This is a genomic window from Kaistella carnis, assembly GCF_003860585.1.
In the GTDB taxonomy this organism is placed as follows: domain Bacteria; phylum Bacteroidota; class Bacteroidia; order Flavobacteriales; family Weeksellaceae; genus Kaistella; species Kaistella carnis.
In genome coordinates, this window is the sequence record NZ_CP034159.1 from 1142414 (window position 1) to 1157354 (window position 14941).

A 14941-nucleotide genomic window follows, 5' to 3' on the forward strand; every position below is an offset into this window, starting at 1 on the left:
ACCTTTCTCTTCATTTAATTTAAATTACCCGAATCCTTTAAAAATTTAATGGGTATTTTAATGTTTTTAATGATTTATATTTCTTCGAATTTCCCTGAAAATCTTAACTTTGTAATAAAGTAAAAAGTAAATGGAAACTAAGAAAGAATTTTTTCTGGAGTGTTATAAACTCGGCATCATCAAGTTTGGGAGATTTACCCTGAAATCGGGAATTGAAAGTCCGTTTTATGTGGATTTACGTCCGCTCTCTTCTGATCCAAAAATCCTGAAATTACTCGCAAATTATTTATTGGATATGCTTCCGTTAGATAATTTCGACTTGATTTGTGGCGTTCCTTACGCAGCACTTCCCATGGCGACCGCAATGTCTCTGGAGAGTTACATCCCATTGATTATTAAAAGGAAAGAGGCCAAACAATACGGTACAAAAAAGATACTGGAAGGTATTTTCACAACTGGCCAAAACTGTCTTTTGGTAGAAGATGTGATTACTTCCGGTGCTTCTTTACTGGAAACAATTCCGGAAATTGAAAACGAAGGAATAACTGTTTCTGATATCGTGGTTGTTTTGGACCGTCAGCAAGGTGGAAAACAAATTTTAGAAAATAAAGGTTTCCGTGTTCATACCCTTTTTACGATTTCTGAAGTTTGTTCTATTTTAAAAGAAGAAGGTCATTTAGTTGATGAGGAAGTACAAAGGATCAACGATTTCTTAGCAGGAAATGTGGTAAAATTTGAAGAAGAAAAAAGAATTTCTTACGAGGAAAAGTTAGAGATCTGCGACCATTCTGTAGCTCAAAAATTACTCGAAATTGCGAGTGAGAAAAAATCAAATCTTATTGTTTCCGCTGATGTCACAACTACCCAGGAATTGCTGGATTTAGCTGAAAAAGTGGGTCCACACATTGTCGCGCTAAAAACGCACATGGATATTATTATGGATTTTGATCCTGATGGAACCATTTTACCATTGAAAGATCTAGCGACAAAATACAATTTCCTTTTAATGGAAGACCGCAAGTTTGCAGACATCGGAAACACGCAGGAACTACAATTTGCTTACGGGATCTATAAGATTTCAAACTGGGCAGATTTTGTAACTGCGCAAGTAATTGCAGGTTATGAATCACTCGACTGTTTCCGAAATGTGGGAGTTGTTGCCATCTTAGGTATGTCATCCAAAGGAACTTTGACCGATTCCGATTACCGTGAAGCAGCAACCAAGATTGCCCTTTCCCATCCTAACGTTTTTGGTGGAGTTTCCCAAAATAAAACACCGAACGAGTTGCTTCTATTCACGCCTGGAATTAACCTGGCAGAAGCGGGCGATGATAAAGGTCAACAGTACAATACGCCACAACATGCTTTTGAACAACTTGAAACTGACTTCATTATTGTAGGCCGTGGAATTTATAAATCAGAAGATGCAGAAAAGGCGGCCTTGAGTTATAAAATTGCAGGCTGGAATGCTTACGAAGCAAGTTTGTAGATAATTCATCATTTTCAAAAAAGATATGCTCTCGCAAATGTAGCAGACAAGCAGATTAAGGATCAACAAATCGGCTCAGTCTTCTTCATCTGCGGGAGTTTTTAGTTTTATTAAATCTTTAAATAAAATTTAAAAGTTGTCAAATATAATTTTGCTTTTTCTGTGTTTATTTCTGGGATTTTTTCTGCGGAAAACAAAACTGTTCCCCGAAAACGGACATCTCGCCCTGAATTCTTTTGTGATTAATATTTCACTCTCAGCCTTGTCATTGTACTATATTCCGAAGATTACTCTGAACCTACAGGTGATTTTCCCGGTGATGGTTCCCTGGATTAATATTGGTTTAGCGATTCTTTTTTTTATTTTATTAGGAAAGAAGATGAACTGGTCGAAAACACTGATTGGCGCATTAATAATGTGTGCAGGTTTCGGTAATACTTCTTTTGTTGGAATTCCCGTAATCCAATCTTTGTATGGTGAAAGTGGATTAAAAACGGTAATGCTCGTTGATCAACCGGGTTCTTTTGTTGCGCTTTCAACTTTGGGAATTACGATTGCCAGTTTTTACTCGGGTGAGAAAATTGCAGTTTCAGAAATCATCAAAAAGATTTTGAAATTTCCGCCTTTTATTGCTTTTTGTGTGGCTGTACTTTTAAATATATTTAATGTAAATATTCCTTTACAGATTGATGATGTCTTTGCCAAACTCGGTGCTACAACCGTTCCGCTGGCTTTGGTTTCGGTCGGAAGTCAACTCCGCTGGCAGAAATTAGATCACGATGCGAAACCTCTATTCTGGGCGCTTTTATTCAAACTGATTTTATTTCCAGCCGTAATTTTCATTCTCTATTTTTTGATTTTAAAGCAAAGCGGAGAAATGATTGAAGTCGCTTTTCTAGAATCAGCCATGGGACCAATGGTGACGGCGGCAATTATTGCGGCGGCGCATAAATTAGAACCAAAACTTTGTAATTTAATTTTGGGTGTCGGAATTCCACTTTCATTTGTCACATTAGCTTTCTGGTATATAGTGATGAAATATTCGGGAATGCTTGGAATGTGATCTTCTCTCTTACAAATGAATCACTCACTTTCCATTTATAAAATTATTCAATTCAATAACATGAATAAGTTCTTCCTATCATAAGTCAAGGGTTTCGGAATTTAAGATTAGTACCTTTGTTATTCTTAAAAATTTAAAAGTTATGAAAGTAGATATTTGGAGCGACATTCGTTGCCCGTTTTGTTATGTAGGAAAAAAGAATTTTGAAAAAGCGCTGGAACAGTTTCCAGACAAAGATAAAATTGAAGTAACCTGGCATAGTTTCCAACTGGATCCGAACTTGAAAACGCAGCCTGAAAAAAGTTCTTTAGAATATTTTTCAGAAGCAAAAGGAGTTCCTGTTTCGCAGGCAAAAGAAATGTACGAGCACGTTTACAAAGCCGGAAAATCAGCCGGAATTGATTTTAATTTCGATCACCAAAAAGTGGCCAATTCTTATAGAGCACATCTTTTACTGCAACTGGCAGCCACAAAAAATTTAGCCAACGAAACTGAAGAAGCCTTATTTAAAGCACAGTTAGTCGATGGTAAAAACATTGATGATGAAGCGACTTTAATTGAAATCGGGAAATCGGTTTCTTTGGAAGAAGATGAAATAAAAGCGGCTTTGGAATCAGACGATTTCGGAATGGATGTAACTCGGGATATGATGATGGCCAGTCAAATGGGAATCAGTGGTGTTCCGTTTTTTGTGATTAATGATAAATACGGAGTTTCAGGCGCACAACCTCCGGCAACATTTACAGAAGTATTAGAAAGTTCCTGGAAGGAGTTTTCTGCTGGAGATAAAGGTTTGCAAATTATTCACAGCGGAGAAAGTTGTGATGTTGATGGCAACTGTGACTAAATGTTTTTCTCAAGAAAATTTTACAAACTTCCGAAGTCACAGATTTCGGAAGTTTTTTTAACTTTATAAATGACCACCTCAAGGTCTGGTAATTGCATTAATTCTACTTAAATTTAAATTATGAGCAGAGGATTTGTAAAAGAAGATGATCAGGAAGAAGTTCCGTTGGTTCCACCAAGAGCCGATTTACCAACTGGAACGGAAAATTTTGTGACGCAAAACGGAATGGATTCTTTACTCAAAGAAAAAGAAGAATTGCTGAGGGAACAGGAAAATTTAGATTCTTCTCAAGAGAAAGACTACCGAATTGCCTTTAATCATCTCAATGCAAAATTCCAGTTATTGAATGAAAGAATTGGGTCTGCAAAAATTGTGAATTCTACAAAACTACCTCAAGATGAAGTTCATTTTGGCGCAACAGTTACCTTTAAAAATGTAGAAAATAATGCGACTCAAACTTTTCAATTGGTTGGTGTGGATGAAGCCAATATTTCGCGGAAGAAAATTTCTTTCATTACGCCTTTAGCAAAAGCATTGATGCATAAGAAAGTAGGCGAACAGGCAATTTTAAATTTGGGTGAAAGGAAAAGTATTTTTGAAATTTTGAAAATAAAATATTAAATCTCTTTACTTAAATCGTCTTCTTATTGGTCAACAATTGAACAATCAAAATAATCCCGGAAAATACCAGACCGACAACTGAAACTCCGGTCCAGCCGAAATAATTCCAGGCGAGTGAACCGAAACTTGTTCCTGCTGCTCCACCGATGAAAAACCCAACCATATAAATGGTATTCACTCGATTTCTGGCTTCTGTATTTTTTGAAAAGACAATATTTTGATTCGTGATGTGAACGCCCTGTACTCCTAAATCAATCAGAATAACGCCAATGATTAACCCAATAATGGAATGAGGAGAAACTAAAAACATCAACCAGGCAACAATAATTAACAGGGTTCCGGCGATGATCAATTTACTTTTCTTAACTCTGTTATTCAACTTCCCAACGACGGTTGCTCCGAGTGCTCCGGCAATTCCGAACAACCCGAATCCGCCGGCAACTGCGCTTCCGTAACCAAAAGAATCTTGCATCAGAAAGACAAAGGTCGTCCAGAACGCGCTTAAACTTCCGAAAGCCAACGCACCACGCAAAGTTGCTAATCGTAAGGCTGGTTCGGTCTTTAAATAAAACCAAAGAGATTTCATCAACTTCACATAACTCTCTCCAAACTTGGGTTGAATAACCGGTAACTTCGCATTTAACAAAAAGAAAAGCATCGTCATTAATCCGGCTGCGCCAAAGAAAACACTTTGCCATCCAAAATATTCGCCGACCAAACCGCTCAAAACACGGCTTCCTAAAATACCGATTAATAAACCGCTCATCACAATTCCGATTGCGCGCCCGCGACCTTCATTATTGCTGAGATGAGCAACCATTGGTACAAATAATTGTGGAAGTGTAGAAGTAAATCCAATTAAAAAACTGCTAAAAATCAATAAAGGTAAAGATTGAGAAAGTGCTGCTCCTAAAAGGGAAAGAACTAAAATTAGAAAATTTAATCTGATTATTTTCAGATTGCTGACTTTATCACCAAGCGGAATAATAAACAGTAAACCCAAGGCATAACCGATCTGCGTCGAAAGCGCAATATTGCTCACCTCAGCATCTTTAACGTGAAGACTAAGCGCAATATCGTGCAGCAACGGTTGGTTGTAATATAAATTCGCTACCACCAAACCTGCCGAAACACTCAGGAGATAAAGTAAAGAGTTGGGTAATTTATTTTTCATGAATATTTTTAGAGAATTTAAGTCGAAATAATTGCAAAAATACGACTTCCCGGCATGTTAATAGAGCAATAACCGTATTTCTTATCTTAGATCAATGTTCTGTTGGTAAAGGATTCTTATATTGGTATTTATACGTTTAACCTTAAAAATAAATTAAATTATGTTTAAAAAAATGACCTCTCTGTTGGCAGTCCTGCTAATAACCGTATCAGCATTTGCACAGAAAACTTTAGTAAATGATCCCGCGCATTCCCGTATTCAGTTTACCGTTATTCACCTTGGCATAAATGATATTACGGGGAATTTTGACCAAACTGATCTAACCATCAATACGGATGAAAAGAACTTTTTAAACTCTAAAATCATGTTTTCGTCGGAGATGAATTCGATTAATACGAACATCGAAGCCCGCGATAAACATTTGAAAAGCGCTGACTTTTTTGATGCGGAAACCTATCCTAAAATGATGTTTGTTTCTACATCCATTACAAAAGGGAAAAGTAAAAATTACTACACTTTGAAAGGAGATCTTACCATGCATGGTGTTACAAAACCCGTTTCATTGATGTTGGTTTACAGAGGTTCTGCCATAAACCCGATGAGTAAAAAAGAAACCCATTCTTATCAGGTTCTTGGCACATTGAAAAGACTCGACTTCGGCGTAGGTCCTAAATTCCCGGAAATGCTGGTAAGTAATTTGGTGAGAATTAAAGGTGATTTTGAACTTACTGAGAAGTAAAATCTGGACTTTCATTCTGATAAAAAGGAGTATACTTGGTTGAAGTATGCTCCTTTCTATTTTCCAGTTAGCGCATGAAATCTTTTAATAGCAGTCGGTTTAAAGACGTATTTCGCGGTGACGGTTTCGGAAGCGTTCACATCCAGTTCATACCAAGGCGAAAGAACAGGATTTTTATGATTGACCAAAATATGAATGTCCTGTGCGGGCATAAAGCTTTCTGCTAAAAGATAAAGACGTTTTCCGGCCAGATTACTTGCGACTCCAACAATAATCACGGAATGCCCCGGACTTCCGGGTTTAATAAGAAAGTCACCCGTTCTAATTTGGGAATTCTGAAGCACAGGCCTAGATTCTCTGTCCAGAGAAATCGTTCCTGCATATCTAAAAATTACATTTAAATATTCCCGGAAACTTTGGTAAGAATCATCAACTTTTCCAGTATTGATGAAGCTTACTTTTTTCTTCACTTCTTTCGTTCGCACACCATTCTTAAAATCATCCCAGGAAAAAAACTGACCACTTGTAAATTCGAAACCAATTTCGTCAAACCTCTTTTGAGACCAAAGATATTCAGCATACAATCGCATCCAGGCATCAGCACACTGCTGTAAATCCTTATCACCAACATCAATCTTCAGTAAAGCTGCATGGTTATTTTGTCTTTCAATGGGAACGCCTTTATAATCACGAACTGGTAAAGTGGCAGGGTGAAGCGGTAAATAATTAAGAAACTGTGCAAAACTTCCAGGTTGCTCTATCACCCACTTAAAACCTTTCGGTGGGGAAAAACGGGTGATAATGGTGCTTTTATTAGAATTAACATTCAATGGCATCGTCGTCTCAATCACTTGGGACGGGACATTGTAAGAGCAAAGAAGCAGGAATAACAATCCAAACCGTTTCAAAAATCGTAATTTTAAAAGTATACTCAAAATTAATTATTATCTCTAAATATGCGGCAATAAGACCTTTTTTTAAAAAACATTGTTATATTTGGGTCACTTTTGAACATGATAAGATTTTCCAGCGCGTTTTTATTTTTATTCCTTTTTGCCGAGGTTTCAGCTCAGCAAGACAGCATCAGTCTTACCGCAAAATTGGTTGAAAACACCAATCAAATTTCGGTGACTCAGGATATTATATATCAAAATACGACACAAACGCCCCTCACCAAAGTACATTTGCTAAACTGGATTTCTGCCTACAAAAACAGAGACACTCCCTTACTTTCCAGAACATTGCAGGACCGTAAAAATGAGATGTATTTTGCAAAAAAAGATGAGCTGGGAAGTACCACAGATCTGATCATTAAACCTAATTCCACAACGGAATGGATCAGTTTCGACGGAAACTCCGAAAATATTTATGTCCCACTTACTGAAGCGCTTCAACCTGGGGGTCATGTAAAAATTTCGCTGAAATATACATTGAATTTACCAAAGCAGAAATTTACAGGCTATGGAATTGCGGACAACAAAATAGCGCTTAAATATTTCTTTATTGTTCCTGGTGGATTTGAAGATGAAAAACAAAGCCCAAAATTTTTTCGGAATATAGAAGAAAATCAAAGTCCCGGCACTTACTGGAAAGTAAATTTCGACCTGCCTGATCACTATTTTTCCGAAAGTAATCTTGGTCGTACAGGGGAAAATAATTTTGAAGGAAGTTTAACTAAAGATGTGGAATTTCTTTTAACTCAAAATGAAGTCGATGAAATGACGACTCAGATTGACGACCAAAATATAAAAATAAGCTTCGGTTATAAATTAACAGAATCTGAGAAACAAAATCTCGAATTCTATCTTCCATTGCAACTTCATTTCATTAAAAATAAATTAGGATTTTTGCCGGACCATATTTTCATTTCTGAAAAATTTCAAAAAGATGAAGATTTTATAGGTATTGATGATATTAAATTCTGGAAGTTTAAATATCAACTGTTTACCGATGCTGAAAAAACTGACCTCAACTACTTCAGTGTTTTGTCAAAAGCAGTTGTGCAGCGTTCCGCAATTTTCGAAAAAAGCAGCGATCACTGGTTGATGAACGGGCTGAAAACCTATCTTGAAATTCAATACTTAGACAGATATTATCATGATCGAAAATTGTTGGGAGATTTACCGAATGAACTTAAAGTTTTCGGTCTAAAACCTTTAAAGTTTTTCCATCTTTCGCAACTGGAATTGAGTCAACGCTATGGTTTGGCTTACCAATATATGCTGACGCAAAATCTGGATCAGAAAATAAGTGAGCCTTTTGAAAAGTTGAGCAACTTTAATGCAAATGCGATCAGCCATTTTGAAACGGGAAGTCTTTTTGACTTTATTGCAGAAAAGATGGGCCCTGAAAAATTTGATGATTTTGTAATCCGTTATCTGAAAAATCAAGCGGGTAAGCATGTTGATAAAAAGGCTTTTTTGGATGAACTTACAATTGCTTCAGGGTATTCGGCAGACTTTCTGGAAAATTTTATTGCACATAAAAATCGGGTAAACTTTAGTTTAAAAAGATATCGAAAGTTAGATGATAATTTTCAAGTAAAAATTTCTAAAAATACACGGCAAACCATCCCTTTTAAAATTGAGACCGAAGAAAAATCAGGTAAAAAAGAAACGTTCTGGTTTGATACCGACGACTCAGAAGAAATAACGGAGTACACGATTCCGCAAGCCAACGCCGAAAAAATAGTTATTAACAGTGATTATATATTCCCGGAGAAAAATTTTCGGGACAATTATCTTTACACCAAAGGACTTTTCGCAAATACAAAAAAAATAAAACTTAAATTATTTCGAGACATTCCCAACCCGGAATACAACGAAATATATGTGAATCCACGTTTAAACTTTAATGTTTATGACCGATTTTTAGTGGGTCTTAATTTTAAGAATGCCTCTTTATTTGAGCGAAAATTCAATTATTCCTTTACGCCGTATTACAGTTCCGGTACAGGAAAACTGGCGGGTTCGGGAGGGGTCTCCTACTCTTTTCAACCGGCCGAAAGTTTTTACCGAAGTTTAGATCTCGGTGTTTCCGGCTCCTATTTTCATTATGATTATGATTTGACGTACCGAAAAATTTCAGCTTTTATTGGAATTAATTTCACAAAGAATCCCAGATCAGATATTGGTCGCAGTCTCGGTTTCAGTTATAATTACTTTGATAAAGATTTGGATCCTCAAAGAATTAATCTTGATGAATATTCAAAATATAACCTTTGGAATTTGGGATATGCTTATTCGGACCGCAGTATCATTCACGAAAAATATATTAGTGCCGGTTTGCAGTGGATGGAAGATTTTCAGAAAATCTCGACCGAACTTTCTTACCGGTGGGAATTTGCAGAGGATAAAAAAATAAGCATGCGTTTTTTCGGCGGTTATTTCATTAAGAATAATACGAAAAACAATCTTTTTGATTATGGGATCTCCAGGGTTTCAAATTATGCTTTTTCTTACGGTCTTTTGGGGCAAAGTGCAACGTCGGGCTTGCTGACACAACAGCTTATTCTGGCTGAAGGAGGTTTTAAATCATATGTTGGAGACAGCGCAAATCAGTGGATTACCTCGTTCAACGCAGATGCGCACGTTTGGCGATGGTTTAACGTATATGCCGATGCCGGCCTGTTTAAAAGTAAAATGCAGGATCCACAGTTCATTTGGGATTCCGGTGTAAAAGTAAAAGTTATTCCTGATTTCCTGGAGGTTTATTTTCCGATCCAGAGTTCCCTCGGATTTGAGCCGTCTTTTAAAGATTATGGCAGAAGAATTCGGTTTACTTTAAGCTTAAATTTATCGGCGATTACGGGCTACTTTAGAAGAGGCTGGTTCTAAATCAAACAAAAAGCGACTCAAATCTGAGTCGCTTTTTTATTTATGGAAAGGAATATTAGTTTTTCATAACTTTTCTGCTCACTTTCGCAGAACCGTTATCAACTGTTACGATATACATTCCTTTGCTTAATGAAGAAGTGTTGATCGATTCCCCACTGTTGATTCTGTTTGAACTTACTAATTTTCCGTCAGCATTAAAAATATTTACTGTTGCTCTTCCAGGAAGAATAACCGTTAAAGCATTACCAACATTGGTATTCATTTTAATTTGCTGATCAAAATTAGAAACATCGGATACCGCCATTGTTGCTTTATCCATCAAAGAGAAATCATCAAATTGTGCAACCGTAGCGCCAGTGTATGCTCTCACTGCTACATCAAGATTGGTAACTCCAGCTCCTGCAGGCATTTCTGCAGTATGTTTAGTCCAGGCCGCAACTGAAGGTAAGTATCCGTTGTTGGTACGGAAAGAATCGGTGCTGGAATCATCAGTTGTATAAACTGGTGCACCATCTGCATTTTTATATACACTCCATAATCTGGTGTCGGTTTCATCACCTGCAGATTTATACCAGAAAGAAATCACATAAGTTTTTCCTGCAACTACAGGAACATTTTGGAAAAAGCCAGTAGTAGCACTTACACTAGGGTAACCTACAGACTGAGCTCCAGTGTGAACATCGGTAGTAGAAACCACTGGTGCAGTGTATGATCCAGATGGACCGCCAGCCCAAGGAGTCAGTCCACTTTCGAAGCCAGGATTAACTAACAGTTCCTGAGAAAATGCGGTTGCGGTAATAGCAACCACTCCTAAAATTGTAAAGATTTTTTTCATTGTATTGAAATTTAAAGGTTTATAATTAAATTATAGAGCAAATTTAGGCATTAGTTTTTACAATAAGAAATATTACCATTTTAAATTCTGTTCACAAAAAAAAGACTACCGTTTCCGATAGTCTTTATGCTAACTTTTTTAAGAAAAATTATTTTTTCATAATTTTCTGAGAAACTGCTTTTCCGTTTACTGTTGCAGTTACAACGTACATTCCTTTTGCTAAAGATGTAACGTCTAATGAAGTGTTTTCATTAACAACGGCAGTTTTAACAACCTGACCGCTCATGTTTAAGATTTGTACGTCTGCTTTAGCAGCGAATAAAATATTGTTTTCTACTACTGTATTTTTAACAAGATTTACTTTAGTAGCATTTACATCACCAACTGCTAATATCACAGGATTTGTTACTATTTTTACATTATCTATGAAAGCTCTTTTTGATGTAGTTTCAATTGTAACGGTAGAACCTGCTGTACCGCCTGTGAACGTAAATGTTTTTGTTTCAAAAGCATCAGTTCTCGTTGCTTGATAAGTTGCAGACTGTGAAGCTAAACCAGTTACCGTAACTTTGATATCACCTTCAACATTAGTCCAACCTTTTACATCCAATGTAACAGTGAAATCACCACCATCGGTTGAAAGATCTAACGCTTTTGTTGTAATTGATCCTGTTACTGAACCAGTACCTATTTTTACAGCACCGCCAGCTTGATAAGCTTTCACCACTGTTGGAAAGTTATCATTTCCGTCCCATTGCGCATTCTGACCATTTGTACCTGTATTGTCACCGGTTGTAACAGAAGCAAAATCTTCCGAAAATAAGGTAGTTTGAGCAATTGCTGTTACAGAAAACATTGCAATTGCAACCAAAGAATAGAATTTTTTCATTTTTAAAAAATTTAATTATTAATAATTTCGGTGGCGAAAATACAAAGATTTTTGCAATCCTCATAATAATAATGTGAATTAATTGTTAATTATGCATTGGCAATTTTAAAAGTGATTTTTCGTTATTTTTACAGATCCTTTTTAAGCACTTTGATTAAAAAAATATTTTCTTTATTCCTAATTCTTCTGGCATTGTCTCAATTTGATGCCCAAATATTCACGTGGAAAAACCCCAATGTAGCAGACGATTCCTTAAAGAAAGATTCGATACTGACTGCAAAAATAGAAAAAGACGTATTTTCCAAAGACACGCTGGATTTTATCAGACTCCCAAACAAAACTATTATTGACGATGGAGTATTAGTTAAAAATACGCGCTCCCAAATTTTAGGAGATCTGAATTCCAAAGGTTCCATCATTCGGGGAATAACTTTTGGAAATAATCAAGGACAAAGTGTCCAAAGTTCAATGGATCTCCAGATTTCCGGGAAGCTGTCCAAAGACGTGTCCGTTCTCGCTTCGATCTCTGACCATAATTTGCCTATACAAGCCGACGGTTACACCCAGACGCTGGAGGAATTTGATAAAATTTACATGCAACTTAATATCAAAGAGAAGTCAATCCTTCGTGCTGGTCATCTGGACTTACTGGATGATAAAACATATTTCGGACGATTTCAGAGACGAAGCATGGGGCTTCAATTTCAAACCCAAGTCGGCACTGAAAACAAAACCAATATTGATTTCTCTGCGGGCGTTGCAAGAAGTGAATTCTTCCGCGTACGTTTTGATGGTGTCGAAGGAAATCAGGGACCTTACCGCCTAAATGGTAAAAATGGAGAACAGTTTATCACCGTCATCTCCGGATCTGAACAAGTTTTCATTAATGGCATTCTGATGAAAAGGGGAGAAAGTCAGGATTATGTCATTAATTATAACACGGGGGAAATAACATTCACGAGTTTCCGCCCAATTTTCAAAGAGAATCGTATTGTCATTTCTTATAATTATACCAACCGAAATTATACGCGGTTTTTGATCACTGGCGGCGTGCAGCACGAGAGAGAGAAATTAAAGGTAGGTTTCAACTGGTTTTTGGAAAATGACAATAAGAACGCACCCTTGGCTTTAAATCTATCAAAAGAAGATGAGCAAATTTTAGCCAATGCGGGAAATAATCCAGATTTAATGTTTGCTCCGTCCGGAACAGTTTCAGAATACGATGTTAACAAAATTCTTTATCAGTTGATTCAAAGTCCCGCCGGGAATTATTATGAATTTTCTACCGATCAAAATCAAACATTATATCAGGTCGCTTTCACTTATTTTGGAGAAAATAGCGGTGATTATCGCCTCAAACAAACCATAAATAATGGTCGTGTATTCGAATATGTGGGGCCCAATTCGGGGAACTACAGAGCCGTGCGAAAATTACCGGCTCCCCAGAAAGCTCAGGTTTTTTCGACAAATGCCGAAGTGCTTTTAAAAGAAGGAAAAATTGGTGCAGACTTTTCTTTGAGTAATTATGACATCAACTTATTCTCCTCCAAAGATGCGAGTCAAAATTTAGGTTACGCGGGAAGAATTTTTGGAAATAAAACCTTTAGAAAAAACAACTGGCAGGGAACGCCCAGCTTCGAATACCAACACATCAATTCGCAGTTTCATATTTTAGACCGCATCAACAGTGTAGAATTTGCAAACGATTTTAATCTGGCGAAGGAGTTTAATCAAATTACCCAAAACCGCTTCATTTTCAGTTTTCTGAATCAATGGAAAAATACCTCCTTTTTAAATTATCAACTCAACTATCTGGACGAAAAAAACACCTATCAAGGTTTAAAAAATGACCTGCAATTTGGTTGGATCAAAAATAACTTTAACACTACAGGTCATTTCTCTTACCTCGATACAAAATCTACTTTTCAAGATACGAGATATTTGCGAGGTGGCATACAGACGGAATATTCGGGAGAAAAAGGATCCTGGACCGTGGGTGGTGGAATGGAAGATAATATAAAAAAATTCAACCAGACAGAAGTTCTTGATGTCACCAGCTTCCGATGGAAAGAAATTTTCCTACAGAGAAAAATAGGAGATTCGGCGAGAACGAAATTGCTCGCAAAAGTTTACCTCCGCGACAATGATTCCGTACGAAACAATGCCATACAGAAGGTCAATAACATCTTAGGCTTCATGGCCGAAAGCCAGTTAATTAAAACAGAGAAAACCACGCTTCAGGCCTTATTGCATTATCGTAAATTCTTTAGTCAGGAAGAAAATACAGCGGTTGATTACAATCAGGATTTTGTCATCGGAAATTTGACGTATCAACAGCAGCTTTTCAATAATGGAATGCGTTTGCAGGCTTTTTATGAGTTAGGAAACGGGCAGGAAGCGCAACGTGAATTTCAATATATTAAAGTTATTGACGGACAGGGAATTTATAAATGGACCGATTATAACGGCGATGGAATACAGCAACTTGATGAATTCGAGATTGCAGAATACGCCGATCTGGCGCAATATATAAGGATTTACACGAATACTGTGAATTATATTCCCTCCAACAAGAATAAAATGCAACTCGCGCTTTTTGTGAATCCTTCTGTCATCTTTGATTCTGAAAACCAATTTCTGAAACGCTGGAATTTTAATATTTCCATCAATTCTCAAAACTCCTATTTTAAAAGAGAACGTATTCTGGTCTTAAATCCTTTTGAAAAGAATGAAGAACATATTCTTAAGAATCAAAACATTCTTGCTTCTGCGCAGCTTAATCAAACCGATAAATCGGGATGGAACGGAAATTACCGTTTTATTGCGAACAGTAATTTAATCAATGCTAATTTCAGCAATGAAGAGCGAAAACAAACGTCTCACTTTCTAAATATTGGTCATTTCTTTACAAAAGATTTTAGAATAGACTGGGAAAATTCGGTTCACAGTATTGAAAATGCCTCACAATTGTTCAGCGCCAGAAACTTTCATTTAGAAAATTTTGAAACGAAACCGAAAGCAACTTACAAGTTTACAGAAGCAATTCAGGCAGAAGTTTCCTCCGCATTTCGCCAGAAGAAAAGAACTGATGGTGAAGAATTTCTGAAGACCTTTGACTTAACAGGAAGTTTACAGTGGGAACGCAGCAAAACATCTGTAAGAGGGAATTTTTCCTTTATCAATAACGATTTTACAGGGAATAATTTTTCAATCGTTGGAAATCAAATGCTCGATGGTCTGAAACCCGGAAAAAATCAAGTTTGGTCGCTGTTCTTACAACAATCCGTCAATTCCTTTATTCAGTTAAATGTAAATTATGAGGGAAGAAACTCGGGTGAACGCACGATCCATATTGGTTCCATGCAGGTGAAGGCTAGTTTTTAGACTTTCATTTTTGCCACGAATACACCATTATTTTCAGCCTTATCCTTTGAACTTTCAAAGAATT

Annotated in this window: 11 protein-coding genes; 7 read left to right on the top strand and 4 right to left on the bottom strand. The window is 36.8% G+C overall.

From position 1 onward, the window contains the following. Positions 1-130: 130 nt before the first annotated feature. From pyrF to EIB73_RS05145, 4 genes are all read left to right on the top strand, one after another. A complete protein-coding gene (gene pyrF, locus EIB73_RS05130; protein ID WP_125023275.1) occupies positions 131-1489 on the top strand; it encodes an orotidine-5'-phosphate decarboxylase in 1359 nt (452 codons plus the stop codon). Positions 1490-1625: 136 nt separating this feature from the next. Next, complete coding sequence (locus EIB73_RS05135; RefSeq protein WP_125023277.1) at positions 1626-2552, top strand: AEC family transporter; 927 nt, start codon at positions 1626-1628, stop codon at positions 2550-2552. A 142-nt stretch (positions 2553-2694) separates the two neighbouring features. Beyond that, on the top strand, positions 2695-3399 hold the full coding sequence (locus EIB73_RS05140) for a DsbA family oxidoreductase (protein WP_125023279.1): 705 nt from the start codon (positions 2695-2697) through the stop codon (positions 3397-3399). 120 nt (positions 3400-3519) lie between these two features. After that, positions 3520-4020, top strand: a complete 501-nt coding sequence (locus tag EIB73_RS05145) for a GreA/GreB family elongation factor (RefSeq protein ID WP_125023281.1) — start codon at positions 3520-3522, stop codon at positions 4018-4020. A 10-nt stretch (positions 4021-4030) separates the two neighbouring features. On the opposite strand, the gene EIB73_RS05150 is transcribed toward EIB73_RS05145, so the two are convergent. Further along, the gene (locus EIB73_RS05150) at positions 4031-5194 is read right to left on the bottom strand and encodes an MFS transporter (protein WP_125023283.1); all 1164 of its coding nucleotides are present in this window, start codon (positions 5192-5194) and stop codon (positions 4031-4033) included. Between the two features lie 160 nt (positions 5195-5354). Here EIB73_RS05150 and EIB73_RS05155 point away from each other — a divergent pair, with 160 nt between their 5' ends. Next, positions 5355-5933, top strand: coding sequence for a YceI family protein (locus tag EIB73_RS05155; RefSeq protein ID WP_125023285.1), 579 nt, complete (start codon positions 5355-5357; stop codon positions 5931-5933). A gap of 56 nt (positions 5934-5989) precedes the next feature. On the opposite strand, the gene EIB73_RS05160 is transcribed toward EIB73_RS05155, so the two are convergent. Then, positions 5990-6868 (bottom strand): DUF4846 domain-containing protein, encoded by an 879-nt coding sequence (locus tag EIB73_RS05160; protein WP_228411281.1) that lies wholly within the window; start codon positions 6866-6868, stop codon positions 5990-5992. Between the two features lie 78 nt (positions 6869-6946). Between EIB73_RS05160 and EIB73_RS05165 the strand changes: the two genes are divergently transcribed. Then, the gene (locus tag EIB73_RS05165; protein ID WP_125023289.1) at positions 6947-9769 is read left to right on the top strand and encodes a gluzincin family metallopeptidase; all 2823 of its coding nucleotides are present in this window, start codon (positions 6947-6949) and stop codon (positions 9767-9769) included. 55 nt (positions 9770-9824) lie between these two features. Here EIB73_RS05165 and EIB73_RS05170 read toward each other — a convergent pair whose 3' ends face one another. Together EIB73_RS05170 and EIB73_RS05175 are read right to left on the bottom strand one after the other, a co-directional pair. After that, on the bottom strand, positions 9825-10604 hold the full coding sequence (locus EIB73_RS05170; RefSeq protein WP_125023291.1) for a T9SS type A sorting domain-containing protein: 780 nt from the start codon (positions 10602-10604) through the stop codon (positions 9825-9827). A gap of 148 nt (positions 10605-10752) precedes the next feature. Further along, positions 10753-11493 carry a T9SS type A sorting domain-containing protein gene (locus tag EIB73_RS05175; protein WP_125023293.1) on the bottom strand — a complete coding sequence of 247 codons (741 nt, stop codon included), beginning with the start codon at positions 11491-11493 and terminating at the stop codon, positions 10753-10755. 192 nt (positions 11494-11685) lie between these two features. Here EIB73_RS05175 and EIB73_RS05180 point away from each other — a divergent pair, with 192 nt between their 5' ends. Then, the gene (locus tag EIB73_RS05180; RefSeq protein ID WP_125023295.1) at positions 11686-14877 is read left to right on the top strand and encodes a hypothetical protein; all 3192 of its coding nucleotides are present in this window, start codon (positions 11686-11688) and stop codon (positions 14875-14877) included. Positions 14878-14941 lie beyond the last annotated feature (64 nt).